The sequence below is a fragment of the Vibrio sp. D431a genome (genome assembly GCF_030248655.1).
GTDB lineage: Bacteria > Pseudomonadota > Gammaproteobacteria > Enterobacterales > Vibrionaceae > Vibrio > Vibrio alginolyticus.
In genome coordinates this window covers 281,988-299,753 of sequence record NZ_JAHGAP010000002.1, presented here as the reverse complement: position 1 = coordinate 299,753, position 17,766 = coordinate 281,988, and the positions used below count along the sequence as shown (strand labels likewise).

Sequence of the window (17,766 nt, the reverse complement as noted above, 5' to 3'; positions counted from 1 at the left end):
GACTAAGAATCTACTTGCCGCTTGCTACAGACCATAGAGCCATGAATAAACTCAATACAATCTGAGGGTAAATTCTGAATCACGCTCGTTCCTCTCGGTTCAGAATAACAGTTCGAGTTTGGCTCTGACCTCTACAAAACCATCTAAAAAAGCGATTCCAGATAAGCCTAAGTGACCATCCGGAAAATCACTTTGGACGTATCAGTGGAGCGACTCTTCCAACCTACGCGATAAGAAAAGCTGCGTCATTCTAGCGAGCCAAAGCGAGACTAAGAATCTACCTGCCGCTTGCTGCAGACCATAGAGCGATGAATAAACTCAATACAGTCGTGAGGGTAGATTCTGAATCACGCTCGTTCCTCGCAGTTCAGAATGACGGTTCGAGTTTGGCTCTGAGCTCTACAAAACCATCTAAAAAAGCGATTCCAGATAAGCCTAAGTGACCATCCGAAATCTCGCTTGAGACGCATCAGCAGCGCGACTCTTCCAGCCTACGCGATAAGAAAAGCTGCGTCATTCTAGCGAGCCATAGCGAGACTAAGAATCTGCTTGCCGCTTGCTGCAGACCATAGAGCGGTTAGCAGAATGTCTCGATGTACAGCGCTTCCACCTTATCTCTGGCCCATTGCGTTTTACGCAGGAACTTCAGCGACGATTTGATTGAAGGATCTTTCTTGAAACAGTTCACACGAACGCGCTCATACATGCCATTCCAACCAAAGTGTTCAACTAGTCGGGTGACGATTTTCTCTAAACTCAACCCGTGAAGTGGGTTATTCGGCTGCTGTTGACTCATGCTATTGATCCGGTAAAGTGAAGTTGCGCGCTAATCTAACTCAAACTCGCCGTGCAACCTAATGTTTTAACCTTGAATTGGCCTACGACTCTCCCCTATAGTAGCCCAAACTTCTTAAAAGCCCTTTTCACAATGAAAGCCCTCAACGACCTCAATATTTTTGTCGAAACCGCGCGCCAAGGCAGCTTTTCAAAAGCCGCTAACAGCATGGACATGACACCTGCCGCCATTAGCGCATCGATTAAGCGTCTTGAAGGGCAAATCGGTTTCCCGTTGTTTGTGCGTTCCACCCGAAGCCTGCGTTTAACCTCAGAGGGCGAACTGTTTTTAGACAAAACCACGCAAGCGTTGGCAACATTGCAAGAGGGGTTGGATCAGATCTCAAGTGCGCGCGGGGAGTTGTCTGGTCAGCTGCACATTACTGCACCCTCCGATTTTGGTCGCAATATGTTGCTCGATTGGGTGGATGAGTTCATCGAACTCTACCCAAATGTTTCCATTAAACTAGAGCTGTCCGATAGCTTGACGGATATGTATACCAAGCCTGTCGATATTGCGATTCGCTACGGCGAACCGGCCGACTCCAATCTGGTCGTATTGGCATTGTGTGGGTCAAACGAACGGATATTATGTGCATCGCCAGAGTACGTAGCTACACATCCAGAACTCACCTCTCCTGCCGATTTAACGCAACACAATTGCTTGTGCTACATGGTCGCGGATTCGGTCTACAACAAATGGACGCTCACGCGTGGCAGCGAGAATGAACAAATCGTGGTCAGCGGTAACTTGTTGAGCAACGATAGTGACTTGCCACACCGGTTAGCGATCAAAGGCAAAGGCATTGCGAATAAATCATTGATGGACATCAGCCGAGACTTAATCGAGGGAAGATTGGTGCGAGTGTTACCAGAGTGGGATTGCGGCCCAGTGCCGCTCTACATGGTATGTGCCGATCGTCGATTATTGACGCCAACGATTCGGACTTTCCGCGACTTTATCCAACAAAAATGCTGCCAGCAACGCGCCAACGTGCTGGCAACCTTCTGTCATTAGGCGATAAATCGAAGAGGACGAATCTGGGTATATTCAACCCAATCGTTCTCTTCCAATGTTTCAAGAAACGTCGCCATATGCGGGCTTTGCAAATGCTTATCCAAGGCCTCTTGCGATGCCCAGATTTCTTGGAACATAAATAGGCCATCAACTTTTTCGTCGAGATACAACTCGTATTGGCAACAGCCTTCTTCTTTGCGAGTTGGCTCTAGTAAACCAGCAAGCAAATTCACCACCTGATCCTTACTGTCTGGATAGGCTTTCACTTCTGCGACTAAGTGGATCATCGTTTTATCACTCTTTTCCGATTTATATATTGATTACAAGGTTCTACGTCACCTGCAAGTAAGCTCGAATTAGATCTCGGTGAATACGGTTTCTGCGTCCCAGCGAGACTTTGGCGTTTTCGCGTTGAAGTCATCTTCCGCGTGGTAGCCAAGCGGCACGATTACAACGCTGGTGTAACCTTTTTCACGCAAGCCAAATTCTTCATCCAGCACTTTGGGATCAAACCCTTCAATTGGCACTGCATCGATTTCTAACGTCGAAGCACCCAGCAGCAACGTACCCACGTTAAGGTAAACTTGTTTCTCCATCCAATGGTTCGCATCTTTCAGATCAAAACGGTGCATGTTCACAAAGTAGCTACGACCACCGCGCACAGCCGCTTTCGCTTCTTCGGTTGGGAATCGGCCATCTTTTTCTTCTTGCGCCATTAGCGCTTCAATGTAGTCGTTATCAATGCCTGTTTTTGCACAAAACACCAATACGTGAGATGCGTTGAGAATCTTCGCCGCGTTAAACGCGTAATTCTCTTGCGCCGCTTTAGCGATGCGCTGTTTGCCTTCTTCTGTGCTTGCCAGAATGAAATGCCAAGGCTGGGAGTTCACACTCGATGGACTAAAACGAATCAGCTCTTTAACTGCGTCGATTTTTTCTTGAGGTAGCTTGCGCGTTGGGTCAAACACTTTCGTTGAGTAACGAGATTTTGCAGCTTGTACGATATCCATGAGGCTCTCCAGTTAATGAGTTTAAGCTGAGTAACAGCATAAACTCATGAGATAAAGGGAAAAACCGATTTCGATTAAAAACATTTTCAAAATAAATTTGAAAATAAAACGATAAGAAAGGCTTTGAGCGTTCTCACTGAACTTCTTCATCTTTTCGGCAATAATGCATGTTTGCTCGCAACCAAACTCAACTCATGCTGCCTCAAGATAACGTTATTACATCCTTTCTGTGCAAAAAGCTCGGTCACAATCACCTGAGAATTGCCGGCGAATATTGGCACATTGAGAAGTTGGTGGCCTTGCAATGCATGATGTTGAAAGAAGCGCCTGACCTCCAGGAAGGGCTGCTTTGGTGGAGTAAAAGTGTTTCATTATTCGACCGCCGTTTGTACGTCACATTTCAACATGGTGATGCCCAAATCCATCTGCAAGTCAAATGTAGAACGGCCGATATGCCAAATTGGGCGGAGTCGGTGTTTGGCTTGCTCAAAATGCAATTGGAAATGCTTGAGCTGAGCGAATCAATACAGGTACAAGTTCACGCCAACAATCCACTCGCGGCCGATATTTTTCTAGAGGAAACGCAAGATTCTAAAACGAGTTCAAACGTGTTTGACTTGGTGAAACATGTTTATTTGCTGCTTTCTCACCAGCCAATTGAGCAACCAGAATTACTGAGTGTTTTGAACGCCTTGTTCATCAAAAACAGCAATTACGCGCTCAAGTTAGAGCAAGCGGCAAGGCAACTGGGCGTCTCCAAACGCACCTTGCAACGTCGACTGCAAGAAAAGCAAATGAGCTACTCTCAATGCGTTGATTTCGCTAAAAGAAAGCAAGCACTCACTTTGCTTGCCGACACCCAACTCACAACGCAGCAAATCGCCTATCAACTCGGTTACGAAGAACCATCGAACTTTCACCGCACTTTTCGTCGTTGGTATCCGTTTTCACCTATGCAGTATCGCCAACAATGTTTGGATAACCGAACTCAGCTAAATCAGCAACCGATCCGCTTGTACTACGCCAAAGCCAATACCTTCGACGATAACCACACCGACCAACCTGTCGGCAAAATCTGGATGGAAGTGGACAATATTGCGTTTGAAAAAGTGGTCTCGGTAGAATGCCGTGACCGTGATGGCGCATGGCGGCGCTACCCCGCCTTCTTCGAGCGTTTTTTAAGTCATGGCACCGAACTATGGGCGACAACAGAGCTTCCTGTCGCACATCCACTGACCTTTAGACTGTGTTATGAAGTCGATGGTGAGCGCTACATTGATAACAACCACCAGCGTGATTACGTGGTCTCCAAGGGGCTTTTAATTGGCGCAACGGAATACATTGTCCCGACAAAACAACTTATCCAACTCGGTACACAGTACACCTTGTTTGTGGAACTCGCATGTAGATTAAAAGACGTGGCGAAGATCGATTGCTACGTGGGTGATGCGCCAGCTCCGCACGCAATGAGCCAAACTCAGAATACAGAAGATTACACATGCTGGGTACTGCAACTTCCCCTCCCCCAAACGGCTAAGCAGTGTCGATTCCGGCTCTATGATCATTCTGGTAATGAGTTAGCCAAAGACCATTACCCGATTCAATACCCAATTGTGCAACCACTCAGTTAAATATGTAGCACAGTTCAAATTCAGCACTTCGTGACATCATTTCACGTCTTTTTTGGCGTGAAATGACACTCTAAATCTCAAACCTTTGTTTTATCGTTTCCGCATTGCTGCATAACGGAGACAAAAACCGTGTTTGAAACCTTACCTAACCCTATGAATAAAATAAAAATACTTCCTCTAGCGATCGCCCTAGCTCTTTCTGGCTGTGGTAGCGATGAAACGACGCCAACCGATACAGGAAGCCACGTGGCATCTCCTGATTGGCAAGATCAGATCATTTACTTCTTGATGATCGACCGTTTTAACGACGGCGACAACACGCTTAACGATCAAGGTCAGAATGAGTACGATCCTACCTCAGACAAAAAATTCAGTGGTGGTGACCTTGTTGGTGTCAGCGACAAACTGGGCTACATCGAAGACCTAGGCGCTACCTCTATCTGGATTACACCGCCAGTGGCAAACCAATGGTGGGATGCAGAGCAAAACTACGGCGGCTACCACGGGTACTGGGCGCGCGATTTTCAAAAAGTGGATGAACACTTTGGTGACATGGAAAGCTACCAAGCGTTAGCACGCGAAGTGCATGCGCGTAACATGTTCTTAATTCAGGACATCGTGACCAACCATGTAGGCAACTTCTTCACCTACGATGATCCTTACAGTTATGATCCAAGCCTACCTTGCCAAGGCTTCCGTTTGATTAAAAATGCGCTACCCGCCGGGCAAGAACTGCCGTACCCACTCAACATGAACGAGTGTAAAACAGACGGCACAGGCAGCTACCACTGGACGCCGACCATCACCGACCACAACGATCCAGTACAAGAAAAAACCTGGCAGCTCTCTGATTTGGATGACCTTAATACGTCCGATCCTGAAGTACGCGCTTATCTAAAAGAGAGCTACCGAAAATGGATTCGCGAAGTCGGCGTCGACGGATTCCGTATCGATACGGTGAAGTTTGTTGAACATGATTTCTGGAATGACTTCCTACACGCCGACGATGGTGTGATGACGCAAGCGGTTGATACCGGTCGTGACAACTTCCTCACTTTTGGTGAAGTCTTCGAAACATCTACGCCTTACCACACCGAAGGCGAAGAGAAGATGCTGACTTACATCGGCGAAAGCGGCTCGCCGGAGCAGTTAACCTCGGTGTTGAACTTCCCATTGCAAGCAACCATGACTCGCGTGTTTGCAGCAGGACAACCGACCGATTACCTACGCTTCCGTCTTGAAAAAATGATGGCGATGTTCCCGAATCCATACATCATACCGAACTTCATTGATAACCACGATATGCCACGTTTTCTATCGCAAGGCAGTGTCAACGATATGAAGCAAGCTCTGATCACAATGATGGCGGTACCGGGCATCCCTGTGATTTACCAAGGTACAGAGCAAGCGATGTCAGCGGCGCGTGATGCGATGTTCGCCGGAGGGTACCGTGAAGATGGCAACTACGTAGACTCATTCGACCAAAACAGCGAGATGTACTTGTTCATCCAAGAGCTTGCTAAGTTACGTACCGAAAACAAAGTCATGACACGCGGCGAAATGAAAGTCATTGGCAGCGATAAAGCTGGTGCAGGTGTGTTCGCCTTTACCCGCACTTTGGATAACGACGAAGTCTTAGTGGTAATGAACACATCTAACTCCCCAATGTTGATGAACCAACTCGATGTAGAGCAAGCGGGCGGCACCGTCTTCCAACAACAAATCATGTCGAATTGGGCGGACGCTCCAGAGCAGTTAATCGCCGATGAAAACGGTCACGTAACCCTTGAGTTGCCAGCCAAGTCAGCAGTGATTTACTCAAAAACAAGCAGCAATCAATCTGTAGATACCCCAGACCTCAACATCCAACTAGCGCAGGATTGGGAAGGACAAACCATCACTGGTGATATTGTTATCGCGGGTAGTGCGAACGCCAACGAGAAGTTGAACCTCGTCGTCGATGGTAACTTGGAAACAGCGCAAACCATTACTGTAGGTGCTGATGGTCAGTTTAGTGTCACGCTGTCGACTCGTCATTTTGCGATTGGCGAGCAACAGCACCGCTTCGCGATTTATTCCACCGAGAAAAAAGCAGGCATCGAGGACGTGAATTTTGTCTCCAACCTAAGCTGGTCAAACACGCCGGACGACACCATTGATGACGCAGGCGATGCGCAAGATGGCATGGGCGGTCCTAACGGTAACTACTCGCTACCAACGGATCCAACGTTCGATAAAGATAACAGCCAACTCGCAATCAACAAAGCTGAGGTATTTACCGTTGGCAGTAACGTGCGCTTGACCTTCACTATGGACAAGATCACCGATACTTGGTTGCCACCAAACGGCTTTGACCACGTTGGTTTCACCATCTTCATTGATTTACCGGAAGAAGCGGCAACCAACCTAACGGAACTGCCTAAGATCAACGCTTCTATGCCAAGCGGAACATGGAGTCGCAATGCCGTGGTCTTCGGCTGGCAAAGTTCGATTTACAACACTCAAGGCGCAAACGCGACAACATGGGGTGAAGCGGTGACACCAGCACCAATGGTCACGGTAGACAAAGCCAACAACACCATTTCGATGGACTTTGCTAGCGATGCACTAGGCCGCCCAGATTCGCTCGATGGTATCCGCTTCTATGTCACGACTTGGGACTTAGACGGTCTTTCAGCAACTTACCGTCCGCTAGAGCAAGACAAAGGCCCTTGGAACTTCTCCGGTGGCGCATCGGATGAAAGTAAGATTTGGGACGATTTACCAATCATCACCTTGTCGGAATAAACCGTTAAATAAGACACCGCCCAGCGTTATAGCAGGGCGGTCATCAACAAAAGAATGCAGAAAGACACTTCTGCTCGTTTTTATTCTAGTTAAAGAACGATTTCACCCACAGCACCAGACTGTCCCAAAGCTGACCGAACCACGAGCCCTCTTCTACCGCTTGGCTGCTGACCAAGGGATAACTCGCCACGGTACTGTCATCGCTTTTCCAAACGACCTTACCAATCTCATCCCCTTGCGCTATCGGCGCAATCAACGGTTCATTTAACACCACACTCTTATCAAGCCCAGCCGTCATTGAACGAGGCAGAGTGAGATAGGCATCTTTAGCGAAGATCGCCTCAACTTGATTGGCATTACCCTTCCAAACGCGAACTTTAGACTCAACTTGGCCCTGCTTAGCAACTTGCTTGGTGTCATAAAAACGAAAACCATAGCTGAGTAGATTCTTCGATTGGCTGATCCGAGCCTGTTTACTTGGCGTGCCCATCACCACCGAGATAAGGCGCATTCTTCCTTCTTTGGCCGAGCTCACCAAGCTGTATCCGGCATTGCTGGTGTAGCCGGTTTTTCCCCCGTCGACATCAATGGAATTGTCCCACAACAACTTATTGCGGTTGTACTGCGTAATGTCGTTCCACTTGAAGACTTTCTCGCTGTATAGCGCATACACATCGGGAACATCGCTGATGATCGACTGCATGAGTCTTGCCATATCGGTTGGTGAGGTTTGGATGCCATCACTATCAAGACCATGGGAGTTCACAAAATAGGTGTCTTGCAGTCCTAATTTCTCCGCCCAACCATTCATCAAGGCAACAAAGCCGCGTTCACTGCCTGCAACATGCTCAGCCAGTGCAACGCACGCGTCATTTCCTGATTGGATGATCACGCCGCGCATTAAGTTCGCAACACTAATTTCATCTTTCGGTTTGATGAACATTTTAGAAGAACCGGGAAACTTGGCCGACCACGCGTTTTCGCTCACGGTGACAACATCATCCCATTTCAAACGCCCCGCTTTGATTTCTTGTCCAACTACATAAGCGGTCATCAACTTGGTTAAACTCGCCGGAGCAAGGCCTGCTCGCCCGTTATACTCGGCAATAATGGCACCGGATTGAAAGTCCATTAATACGTAGCCTTTTGCCTGTAACTGAGGTGGGTTGGGCGTAACAACGGCAAAAGTAGGTACGCTTATTAAACAAGTCACAATTGTCCATCGAGCCAGTGACACTTTCATCCGACTTCCTCCATGCTCTTACTTTGTCGCAACTCTATTGAGCATAGCTCACTCAACCAGTTGCACCAGTCGCTAATCGTTTCATTTTCTTGAACTTACATTGATTTGACCAAGGTATAGAACTGAAGAGGCAATTGGGAAATAGCGTTGGTTCTTCGCGCCATTCGCAGTAAAGTAGCGCTACCCCTCAATAAGGAAATAAAGATAACAATGAACGCTCAATCATTTATCGACGCAGGATTGCATTACACTCCCCACAGTTTTACCGTTCCTCTGGATTACCAAGACGCAAGCAAAGGCACCATTAGAGTCTTCGCCCGTTCGGTTTGCCTAGTTGGCGATGAAGAATCGACCAAACCTTGGTTGGTTTACTTTCAGGGCGGGCCTGGCTTTCCCTCTCCACGTCAAAACGGCAATAATGGCTGGGTAAAACGCGCCCTGCAAGAGTACCGAGTTTTGCTTCTCGACCAGCGCGGTACGGGCAACAGCAGCGTAATTAATCACCAGACGCTTGCTCACCTCACGCCAGAGCAACAAGCAGACTACTTGAACCACTTCCGAGCGGATAACATCGTGCGCGACGCGGAATACATTCGTGAGCAATTTGGCGTCGAAAAATGGGCGATCTTAGGTCAAAGCTTTGGTGGTTTTTGTTCCCTCACCTATTTGTCTTTGTTCCCAGACAGCTTGCTGCAAAGCTACATCACGGGTGGCGTGCCATCAGTCTCGCGTCATGCCGACGATGTGTATGAAGCCACCTTCAAACGCACCATGGAGAAAAACCAAGCATTCTTCCAACAATTTCCCAATGCACAGCAACTTTGCCAAAACATTGCGAATCACTTGCTAGAAAATGAAGAGTACCTACCAAATGGTCAACGCTTCACGGTGGAACAATTTCAACAAATCGGCATCAACTTTGGTGTGAGTGATACTTTCTTACCAACTTACTATTGGCTAGAAAGCGCGTTGATTGAAGTGAACGGCAAACCACAACTTCGTTATGAGTTCTTAAACGATATGTTGGCGCAGCAAAACTTCCAAACCAACCCGATCTACGCCATTTTGCATGAATCGATTTACTGTCAAAGCTTCGCGTCGAATTGGAGTGCGCACCGCGTTCGCCAAACCCGATCAGAGTTTAATTATGAATCTGGCAAGCCATTTTACTTTACGGGGGAAATGGTCTTCCCATGGATGTTCGACCAATACGTTAACCTCAAGCCACTAAAAGACACCGCAGAAATATTGGCAGCGAAAGAAGATTGGGCTGCGCTGTACGATCAAACACAATTGGCTCAAAACAAAGTGCCTGTCAGTTGCGCCGTTTACGCCGATGATATGTTTGTTGAAATGGATATCAGTCGAGAGACGCTCGCGTTAATACCAAATTCAAAAGCGTGGATCACCAATGAGTACGAGCACAACGGTTTACGTGCCGACGGTGAACGCATTCTCGATAGGCTCATAGCCATGGGTAAACAGACCGCAGCTGCGTTGAAATAAGCAGGACAGACGTTAGAAATACGCCTTTTTAGTATTTGATGAAAAGGCGTTTATAGCGGTTTATGAACAATGGCGATCAGTCATTCACTCTTTGTCCCTAAACCTTTATCCCTCACCACCTCATGTATAAAACTGCGACATGTCCTTTCCTTGTCAATTACTCCGGTGATTACTTGGTGCTTCTTGCGCCTAACTTTTTTGAAGGGCCCAAAACAGCATAAATTTAAACCAAAAGTATCGGCTCCAACCTACCTAACCCACTATAATTAATGCTTATAATTTGAACACATAGCGGCTTCACCTGCGGACATGCTCCCCCTATCAAAGACCGCCAGGCCCCGCCTACTCATAATATCCGTATAATTTGTCCGTATTTCCGACTGGTTTAGTCAGGTATACTTCGTGCCGCTAAAATTTTAAGGTCGTTGACCACCTGTATTTTTAAAGGAAACCTCATGAGTCAGTATGTAGTTTGTGCGCTGTACAAGTTTGTTGAGCTGAATAACTATCAAGAGCTACGCGAGCCATTATTTGCGTTGATGGAAAAACACCATATTCGCGGAACATTACTACTGGCAAGTGAAGGTATCAACGGTACTGTTGCATCTGATCGTGCAGGTATTGATACGCTACTGGAGTGGCTAAACAACGAACCTCGTTTGACTGGCACCGTATACAAAGAGTCGTATTCTGAGACCCAGCCATTCAATCGCACCAAAGTGAAACTGAAAAAAGAGATCGTAACATTAGGTGTTGAAGGTATAGACCCTCGCCACGTAGTGGGTACTTACGTGAAACCTCAAGAGTGGAACGATCTTATTGCTGATCCTGAAGTGTTTGTTGTCGATACACGTAATGATTACGAAATCGAGATCGGGACATTCAAAGGCGCTGTAAACCCAAATACTGAAACCTTTCGTGAATTCCCAGACTATGTAAAAGAAAACATGGACCCGGCAAAACACAAGAAAGTTGCGATGTTCTGTACCGGTGGTATCCGCTGCGAAAAATCAACGGCTTACATGAAAGAACAGGGCTTTGATGAGGTCTACCACCTAGAAGGCGGCATTCTTAAATATCTTGAAGAAGTTCCTCAAGAAGAGAGCATGTGGGAAGGCGATTGTTACGTATTTGACGGTCGTGTTGCAGTGAACCACCAGCTAGAAAAAGCAGATTACGATTTATGTAACGCTTGTCGTCTACCGATCACTGAAGAAGACAAACAGTCAGAATTGTTCGAGCAAGGCGTGAGCTGTCCAAAATGTCACGGCACACACTCAGAAGAACAAATTGCTCGATTCCGCGAGCGTGAAAAACAAGTTGTTCTTGCAGAGCAGCGAGGCGAGCAGCATGTTGGTGGTGAAAGTGCCAAGCAAAGAGAAGCCCGACGTGCCGCTAAGTACGCGCAAAAAGAAGCGCAGCGTAAACAAGACTAAGCCCAACTCTCCTTATATTTAGCGAGCTGCCGTAAGGTGGCTCGCTTTTACTACGCACCAATACTCTTTCAATACAATTTTGTATCCCTCACCAATACCTCTAGTTGATTGTCTCTTTTGCCTTCGGGTAGCCCCACCATTTCATCATAAGCACTTTGATGCACTAGAACCTGCTTATTTGCTTTGATATTCCTGCACTTCTTTTGCATCTCGATCAGGGAATGAGCCCTCAAAAAGATACCGTTGTCATCAGTGATAAATTGCGCTTCTCCATCAATCACGACAGATGCCTGGTACAATGCGAGATCAAGCGAATGAATGACCAATTTGTCTACATAGAAGTATTTTTGTAACTTACTCAATGGTATTGCCATGTGTCACCTCCCTGAAAGTTACCTCTACGTTTTGTAGAATAAAACCGATCATTGGATGAGATTTCTTCGGTTTACTTGCGTACAACATCGGAAACAAAGAGGATTCCGATGCAAACAATCAATGTCGTGTGGTTAAAGCGAGATTTAAGGCTGACTGACCATCAACCACTAACTCAAGCATTATCAACAAAGCACCCAACTGTGCTTTTGTATATTGTTGAACCATTGCTATTGAACAACCCACACTATTCTGAGCGCCACTGGCGATTTGTTTGGCAATCACTGCAAGACATGGATGAAACGCTCAAAGCGTATGGGCATCGAATCACGGTGCTGTTTGACGATGCCTTAGCATGTTTCCAATCAATTCAAGCGCAATATCAAATCAACGCTGTTTTTTCTCACCAAGAAATAGGACTCAACTGCACCTTTGAGCGCGACAAACAAGTTGCCGCTTGGCTGTATGAGCAGAACATCGACTGGTTTGAGTTCGAACACGGTGCTGTTATCAGAGGTGCAAAAAACCGGCAAGGTTGGGACAAACATTGGGACTCTGTCATGAGAGCCTCAATAAGCCCTATTGAGCTCCAAACCGACTTATTGCATTCATTGGATGCAGAAGCTCTCGGCTGTTCGTTTTCGCCACCATCATCCTGGCTATCAAAATGCAAAGGAATGCAAACGGGAGGAAGCCGGCTCGCTTGGAAAACACTAGAGGACTTTTTCCATCGTCGAGGTCGTGATTACTATCGAAGCATTTCTAGTCCCACAGCCTCACGCACAGCCTGTACTCGACTTTCTCCATATCTCGCTTGGGGTAACATATCTTTGCGTGAAGTGTATCAATACCTTTTGAAACACTGGCAAGTCGCTGGGTTTCGTCGCAGCTTAATTGCATTGTCTTCACGGCTTCATTGGCACTGTCACTTCATCCAAAAATTCGAATCGGAATACGACATGGAGTTTTACTGCGTTAATCGGGCTTACGAACCATTGATTAAACAAAGTAGTACTTTCGATGAAGAAAAGTTAGCAGCATGGAAATCCGGGCATACTGGCGTACCTTTGATTGATGCCTGCATGCGCTGTTTGCACCACACTGGTTACATTAACTTTCGCATGCGTGCCATGCTGGTTAGCTTTCTTACTCACCACATGAACATGGATTGGCGAGTAGGTGTAACGCATTTAGCGCAACTGTTTCTCGACTTTGAGCCCGGAATTCATTACCCACAATTCCAAATGCAAGCAGGAGTAACCGGGACTAACACAATACGTATTTATAATCCGATCAAGCAAGCCCAAGAACATGATCCTAACGGTACGTTCATCTACAAGTGGGTGCCTGAGTTACAAATGGTTCCTCCCCCTCTTTTATTCGAGCCCTGGACAATGACCCAGATGGAAGCTGTCATGTATCAGTTGCAGCCAGATAGCCGTTACCTTGCACCTATTATCGCACCAGACAACGCAGCTAAGGCAGCAAGAGAGCGCTTATGGACGTGGCGGAAACGAGCCGATGTGAAACAAGAAGGCAGACGAATTCTTGCGCGACATGTTAGACCCTCAAAAGAAAGTAGGACGCGATGATCATCTCTCAATCACAATGCGTACAAATGCAAACACACTCCAGGGAACCCGTTGTACCCTCAACTAGTAAGGAACACATTATGTTCAAACGTATCTTAGTTATCGCGGCGACACTGATGGCGACGTTATCTTTTATGCTGCCCGTCAAGGCTCATGAGCATGGCATGATGAAAGCCGATATTGTCGACGTTGCCGCTGAAAATGGCTCTTTCAATACGCTTGTTGCTGCGGTGAAAGCAGCGGGCCTGGTTGACACTCTCAAAGGGGAAGGCCCATTTACTGTTTTTGCACCAACGGATGACGCTTTTGCAAAACTGCCAGACGGCACAGTCGACATGCTCTTAATGCAGGAAAACAAAGACAAGTTAGTATCTGTTTTGACTTATCACGTCGTCCCAGGGAAAGTGATGGCTGCCGATGTTGTTAAGCTAGACAAAGCGACTACGGTTCAGGGGCAAGATGTGATGATTAAAACCATGGGCGATAAAGTCATGGTTAACGATGCAAATGTCATTGCAACCGATGTGAAAGCTAAAAACGGTGTCATTCACGTGATTGATACTGTCATCATGCCGAAATAACACCATTCAAAGGGCGAGACACTCCGCCCTTTAGACAGAACTTCTTCCACCCTTAGCACGATTCCTCTCCACTTATCCCCAACAAACCTCCACCCATTCACCATGACTATAAAAAAGATAAAAACAAAATTAAAATCAATGCCTTGCAAGACGACACTGCACAATATTGACGAGGTTAAGATATCGTTATCTTTCAATTTGAGAACAGGATTCCATGTCAGTGACGTTTACTTTTCCACATGTAAATTCTTAAGCTAAATTTTGGCTGCTCAATCACATTTCGGCAAACCATTCGAAAGGGTGGGACGCAAAGCTTCCGGTCTGTCTGCATTTAAAAATCTAAAAGAATGCTCATGATAGCGGGGTTACCATGACGCAGTGTTACAGAAGTCCAATTTCTGTAGCGTTGCTTTATGCTCAGCATGCGCCGGGGTGTGACACTAGTTTGTCAGCCATAACAGAGGACATGTGATGAAATCATTTCCAACCAAATCCGTACTCGCGTTAGCACTTGCAAGCATTAGCTCAGGTGCTGCGGCTCACGGTTATGTATCAGAAACCAATGGTGGTGTCGCTGCAAGTCGCTCGGCACTATGTAAGTATCCAACGCCAGATACTAACGAAAAAAATAATAACTGCGGTGCGATTCAATATGAACCGCAAAGCGTTGAAGGCCCTGATGGCTTTCCCGAAACAGGGCCTCGCGATGGTAAAATAGCGAGTGCCGAAACCGCTTTAGCAGCTGCCCTTGATGAGCAAACTGCCGACCGTTGGGTAAAACGCACTATTCAAGCAGGTACACAAACTTTTGAATGGACATTTACCGCTAACCACGTGACGCGCGACTGGAAATATTACATCACCAAGCCTGATTGGAACCCAAACGCTTCACTATCACGAGACTCTTTTGATCTAACTCCTTTCTGTGTCGTCGACGGCAATATGGTTCAACCCCCGAAACAGGTAAGCCATCAATGTAATGTGCCTACTCGCGAGGGATACCATGTCATCCTGGCAGTATGGGATGTTGGCGACACTGCAGCCTCATTTTATAACGTGATCGATGTGAAATTTGATGGTGACAGTCCCGTTATTCCAGATTGGAAGCAAGGCGGTCAAATTATTCCTACAATGGATTTAAATATTGGGGATTCAGTTTATACGCGCGTATTTGATCAAGCAGGTGAAAACGTGGCGTATAGAACTGAACTAGAAATTACCGATGCAGCAATGGGCCAAGCGAAAAACTGGTCTTACGCACTCGCGACTAAGCTAAACCAAGAACAAGCAAAACTGCAAGCCGGGCAGTATGCAGAGGACAAATTCACTCCTGTTTATGGTACTAATCCGGTGTATCTGCAAGCAAATAGCGGCCTTGAGCGAGTAGAGATCGGCTATAACATTGAAACTCCTGTTCCAGAATACTCACTCACAGTAGATGGCTTAGCAGACGAATATATCATTGAGTCAACACCGACAACGTTGGATCTGACACTAACTGCTGAAGGCGATTTAAATGCAGAACTCACCGTTTACAATCACCATCGCGAACCACTTGCAAGTTGGGCAAACGAAATGAAAGACGGCTCGGTAGAGGCGATATCGCTCGCTTTAAGTAAATCGGAGCCGGGTCACCATATGCTCGTAACACGTATTAAGGATAAAGATGGCAACTTGGTGGATCAGCAAACACTCGACTTTCACTTAAAAGAAGAGTCAGTTACTCCACCACCATCTGATGAGTACGATTTTGTCTTCCCTGAAGGACTATCTAGCTACACGGCGGGCACAAAAGTGCTTGCCAGCGACGGGGGCATTTATCAATGTAAACCTTTCCCATATTCTGGTTACTGTATGCAGTGGAAAGAAAGCGCAAATCATTACGAGCCTGGAATAGGTTCACACTGGGAGATGGCTTGGGATAAAGTCAACTAAATCACCCTTTGAACGTTACGCAAAAGAGCCTCACTATGAGGCTCTTTTATAATCAAATGCAAAAATGACAATTTTCCCGGTCTAAACCATGAACACCAGATAAACTAGTGAGATGCGCTCGCCCCTCAATCAGTCCCATTTCATACCCTTCTAGTAAAACGGATTGTCGCATTGATAAGCGCTGAACATGAAAATTATCTGGTGGGGCAATCACCCTAACATGTGTTCCTGGTGGAGGGTTACGAATAAACTCTAATGATTGATTATAGTTATCTGCACGTCTTAACATCGCATCCGCCATTTTGGGGTGCTCCGCAAAAAGTTTCTTCATCAGCCATGTGGTCTTAACTGGCTTTTTGGCATAATTCAGTGGGTGAGAGAGTACTACGGTTATGTCGCGAGCCCCTCGACGATAAGCCTCACGCACTGGGATAGAATCAGCGACCCCACCATCGGTATAACAACCGCCAGAAAAACAAGGGGTATGCTTGTAGGCAATCGGTAATGCTGTTGTCGCTTCAATCGCATGGTGAAAATTATCACGTGTCACGCGGTAATAATCTGCCTGCCCTGTATCTACATTTGTTGTCGCTGCGAGAAAAGGAACGCCATTAAACAGTTTATTTTCATCGACGGGATACAAGCGATTAGATTCTTCAAACAGCCACTTCACATCGATGAGGTCCCCACCTTTAACGAAGCGAGTTGGGTCAAAAAAGCGTTTGCTTGTGGCCAGCTTAGTAATGACGTTAATACTGCGATGCGGGTAGTCGGTCAAATACCCAATCAAATTTGATGCACCAGCAGATACACCGATTGCAAAATCAAACGGTTTATAACTCTGCTCTAAAAACGCATCTAACACTCCGCTTGCGAAGACGCCTCGCATCGCGCCACCTTCTACTACAATTGCTTTTGTTGCCATATTTCCCCCATTCTCCTTGCCAAAAGAGTAATGAAATTCGTGCAATCACAACAATTGAATATTCTTATTATTGAAATAGGTGAAGTCTATTTATTTCTCTCTTAGAAAATGAAAACTAAAGTTCAAAAAATCCGTACCCGTTAGAAATGTAATTGCGGGCTTAACCAAGGTGGCAAGGTCTAAGAGAAATCTAGGAGAAAACCGTTTTATAGGCTTCGCCCGCGCCATCAATGAACATTTGAGTACCAATAACCGCTAGAATTAAGCCCATCATTTTAGTCACAACATTTAGAGCACTTGGTCCAACCGCTTTGACCAATTTGTCTCCAAATAAAAACAGTACATAGGTGATCACACAAAGGACAGCGAAAGAAACGATAGTAATAATGGTTTGATCGAAACCACCCGCTGTCGCAAAGTTCATCGCGGTAGCAATCGTTCCAGGCCCAGCTAATATTGGCATCGCCAGTGGAGACACTGCAATACTCAATGCCGCCCGTTGCTGAGCTGGTGAATACGCCTTCTCTTTGGTTTTCTGATGCGTCGAATCACCTTGAAGCATGTTAAAACCTATCAAAAACACCAAAATACCGCCTGTTATTCGCAATGCATAAAGCGTGATACCAAACAAATCAAAAATTAACTTACCGGCAATAGAAAATATCGCGATGATAATAAATGCAATAAAAACCGAGCGAAGCGCAATGGAACGGATGGTTTCTTTATCTTCATCAGCAGTTAAACTCAAAAAGATGGGAATATTGGCGATAGGGTTCATGATGGCAAAGAAGCCCATAAACACCGTAACTGTATGAACAATGAGTTCTTTCATATTTTCCACTGCATTTAAATTATTGATTCTAAAAACAGTATATACGCTCTCAAACAGAACGAGT

15 protein-coding genes and 1 riboswitch are annotated in these 17,766 nt (G+C 46.2%); of the genes, 8 read left to right on the top strand and 7 right to left on the bottom strand.

Going from position 1 to position 17,766, the window contains the following annotated elements; all coding sequences use genetic code 11:
- Positions 1–577: 577 nt before the first annotated feature.
- Positions 578–796, bottom strand: a complete 219-nt coding sequence (locus tag KJB35_RS03555; RefSeq protein ID WP_005374929.1) for a VF530 family DNA-binding protein — start codon at positions 794–796, stop codon at positions 578–580.
- 132 nt (positions 797–928) lie between these two features.
- Between KJB35_RS03555 and KJB35_RS03550 the strand changes: the two genes are divergently transcribed.
- Positions 929–1,852, top strand: coding sequence for a LysR family transcriptional regulator (locus tag KJB35_RS03550; RefSeq protein WP_053303892.1), 924 nt, complete (start codon positions 929–931; stop codon positions 1,850–1,852).
- Here the strand turns inward: KJB35_RS03550 and KJB35_RS03545 are convergent.
- Together KJB35_RS03545 and KJB35_RS03540 are read right to left on the bottom strand one after the other, a co-directional pair.
- A complete protein-coding gene (locus tag KJB35_RS03545; RefSeq protein ID WP_005374925.1) occupies positions 1,849–2,139 on the bottom strand; it encodes a putative quinol monooxygenase in 291 nt (96 codons plus the stop codon). The two genes, KJB35_RS03550 and KJB35_RS03545, sit on opposite strands and share 4 nt — an antisense overlap.
- A 69-nt stretch (positions 2,140–2,208) precedes the next feature.
- Complete coding sequence (locus tag KJB35_RS03540) at positions 2,209–2,862, bottom strand: oxygen-insensitive NAD(P)H-dependent nitroreductase NfsB (protein WP_005480118.1); 654 nt, start codon at positions 2,860–2,862, stop codon at positions 2,209–2,211.
- A 167-nt stretch (positions 2,863–3,029) separates the two neighbouring features.
- Here KJB35_RS03540 and KJB35_RS03535 point away from each other — a divergent pair, with 167 nt between their 5' ends.
- Entirely contained in the window at positions 3,030–4,493 is a 1,464-nt protein-coding gene (locus tag KJB35_RS03535) for a helix-turn-helix transcriptional regulator (RefSeq protein WP_213907552.1), read from the top strand.
- Positions 4,494–4,622: 129 nt separating this feature from the next.
- Positions 4,623–7,280 (top strand): alpha-amylase family glycosyl hydrolase, encoded by a 2,658-nt coding sequence (locus tag KJB35_RS03530; protein ID WP_213907551.1) that lies wholly within the window; start codon positions 4,623–4,625, stop codon positions 7,278–7,280.
- Positions 7,281–7,365: 85 nt separating this feature from the next.
- Here KJB35_RS03530 and KJB35_RS03525 read toward each other — a convergent pair whose 3' ends face one another.
- Positions 7,366–8,523: a D-alanyl-D-alanine carboxypeptidase family protein gene (locus KJB35_RS03525; protein WP_005374901.1), complete on the bottom strand. Its 1,158-nt coding sequence runs from the start codon at positions 8,521–8,523 to the stop codon at positions 7,366–7,368.
- 210 nt (positions 8,524–8,733) lie between these two features.
- On the opposite strand from KJB35_RS03525, the gene KJB35_RS03520 reads away from it, so the two are divergent.
- Together KJB35_RS03520 and KJB35_RS03515 are read left to right on the top strand one after the other, a co-directional pair.
- A complete protein-coding gene (locus KJB35_RS03520; protein WP_213907549.1) occupies positions 8,734–10,029 on the top strand; it encodes an alpha/beta fold hydrolase in 1,296 nt (431 codons plus the stop codon).
- Positions 10,030–10,484: 455 nt separating this feature from the next.
- Positions 10,485–11,465, top strand: a complete 981-nt coding sequence (locus KJB35_RS03515) for a rhodanese-related sulfurtransferase (RefSeq protein WP_047102398.1) — start codon at positions 10,485–10,487, stop codon at positions 11,463–11,465.
- Between the two features lie 68 nt (positions 11,466–11,533).
- Here the strand turns inward: KJB35_RS03515 and KJB35_RS03510 are convergent, their stop codons facing one another.
- Entirely contained in the window at positions 11,534–11,839 is a 306-nt protein-coding gene (locus KJB35_RS03510; protein ID WP_005374898.1) for a DUF6482 family protein, read from the bottom strand.
- A 108-nt stretch (positions 11,840–11,947) separates the two neighbouring features.
- Here KJB35_RS03510 and KJB35_RS03505 point away from each other — a divergent pair, with 108 nt between their 5' ends.
- The 3 genes from KJB35_RS03505 to gbpA all read left to right on the top strand — a co-directional run bounded on the left by KJB35_RS03505 (position 11,948) and on the right by gbpA (position 15,945).
- Entirely contained in the window at positions 11,948–13,429 is a 1,482-nt protein-coding gene (locus tag KJB35_RS03505) for a cryptochrome/deoxyribodipyrimidine photo-lyase family protein (protein WP_213907548.1), read from the top strand.
- 80 nt (positions 13,430–13,509) lie between these two features.
- Complete coding sequence (locus KJB35_RS03500; RefSeq protein ID WP_213907547.1) at positions 13,510–14,010, top strand: fasciclin domain-containing protein; 501 nt, start codon at positions 13,510–13,512, stop codon at positions 14,008–14,010.
- 272 nt (positions 14,011–14,282) lie between these two features.
- Positions 14,283–14,383, top strand: a riboswitch (cyclic di-GMP riboswitch).
- Between the two features lie 98 nt (positions 14,384–14,481).
- The gene (gene gbpA, locus KJB35_RS03495; RefSeq protein ID WP_064369594.1) at positions 14,482–15,945 is read left to right on the top strand and encodes an N-acetylglucosamine-binding protein GbpA; all 1,464 of its coding nucleotides are present in this window, start codon (positions 14,482–14,484) and stop codon (positions 15,943–15,945) included.
- 52 nt (positions 15,946–15,997) lie between these two features.
- Here the strand turns inward: gbpA and KJB35_RS03490 are convergent, their stop codons facing one another.
- Both KJB35_RS03490 and KJB35_RS03485 read right to left on the bottom strand, forming a co-directional pair.
- A complete protein-coding gene (locus KJB35_RS03490) occupies positions 15,998–16,870 on the bottom strand; it encodes a patatin family protein (RefSeq protein WP_213907546.1) in 873 nt (290 codons plus the stop codon).
- Positions 16,871–17,060: 190 nt separating this feature from the next.
- Complete coding sequence (locus tag KJB35_RS03485; RefSeq protein ID WP_005374889.1) at positions 17,061–17,702, bottom strand: MarC family protein; 642 nt, start codon at positions 17,700–17,702, stop codon at positions 17,061–17,063.
- Positions 17,703–17,766: the final 64 nt, after the last annotated feature.

Excerpts from the sequence above, each read along its gene's own strand:
- KJB35_RS03555 (WP_005374929.1), bottom strand. The coding sequence starts at position 796 with ATGAGTCAACAGCAGCCGAATAACCCACTTCACGGGTTGAGTTTAGAG.
- KJB35_RS03550 (WP_053303892.1), top strand. The coding sequence starts at position 929 with ATGAAAGCCCTCAACGACCTCAATATTTTTGTCGAAACCGCGCGCCAA.
- KJB35_RS03545 (WP_005374925.1), bottom strand. The coding sequence starts at position 2,139 with ATGATCCACTTAGTCGCAGAAGTGAAAGCCTATCCAGACAGTAAGGAT.
- KJB35_RS03540 (WP_005480118.1), bottom strand. The coding sequence starts at position 2,862 with ATGGATATCGTACAAGCTGCAAAATCTCGTTACTCAACGAAAGTGTTT.
- KJB35_RS03535 (WP_213907552.1), top strand. The coding sequence starts at position 3,030 with ATGTTTGCTCGCAACCAAACTCAACTCATGCTGCCTCAAGATAACGTT.
- KJB35_RS03525 (WP_005374901.1), bottom strand. The coding sequence starts at position 8,523 with ATGAAAGTGTCACTGGCTCGATGGACAATTGTGACTTGTTTAATAAGC.
- KJB35_RS03520 (WP_213907549.1), top strand. The coding sequence starts at position 8,734 with ATGAACGCTCAATCATTTATCGACGCAGGATTGCATTACACTCCCCAC.
- KJB35_RS03515 (WP_047102398.1), top strand. The coding sequence starts at position 10,485 with ATGAGTCAGTATGTAGTTTGTGCGCTGTACAAGTTTGTTGAGCTGAAT.
- KJB35_RS03510 (WP_005374898.1), bottom strand. The coding sequence starts at position 11,839 with ATGGCAATACCATTGAGTAAGTTACAAAAATACTTCTATGTAGACAAA.
- KJB35_RS03505 (WP_213907548.1), top strand. The coding sequence starts at position 11,948 with ATGCAAACAATCAATGTCGTGTGGTTAAAGCGAGATTTAAGGCTGACT.
- KJB35_RS03500 (WP_213907547.1), top strand. The coding sequence starts at position 13,510 with ATGTTCAAACGTATCTTAGTTATCGCGGCGACACTGATGGCGACGTTA.
- gbpA (WP_064369594.1), top strand. The coding sequence starts at position 14,482 with ATGAAATCATTTCCAACCAAATCCGTACTCGCGTTAGCACTTGCAAGC.
- KJB35_RS03490 (WP_213907546.1), bottom strand. The coding sequence starts at position 16,870 with ATGGCAACAAAAGCAATTGTAGTAGAAGGTGGCGCGATGCGAGGCGTC.
- KJB35_RS03485 (WP_005374889.1), bottom strand. The coding sequence starts at position 17,702 with ATGAAAGAACTCATTGTTCATACAGTTACGGTGTTTATGGGCTTCTTT.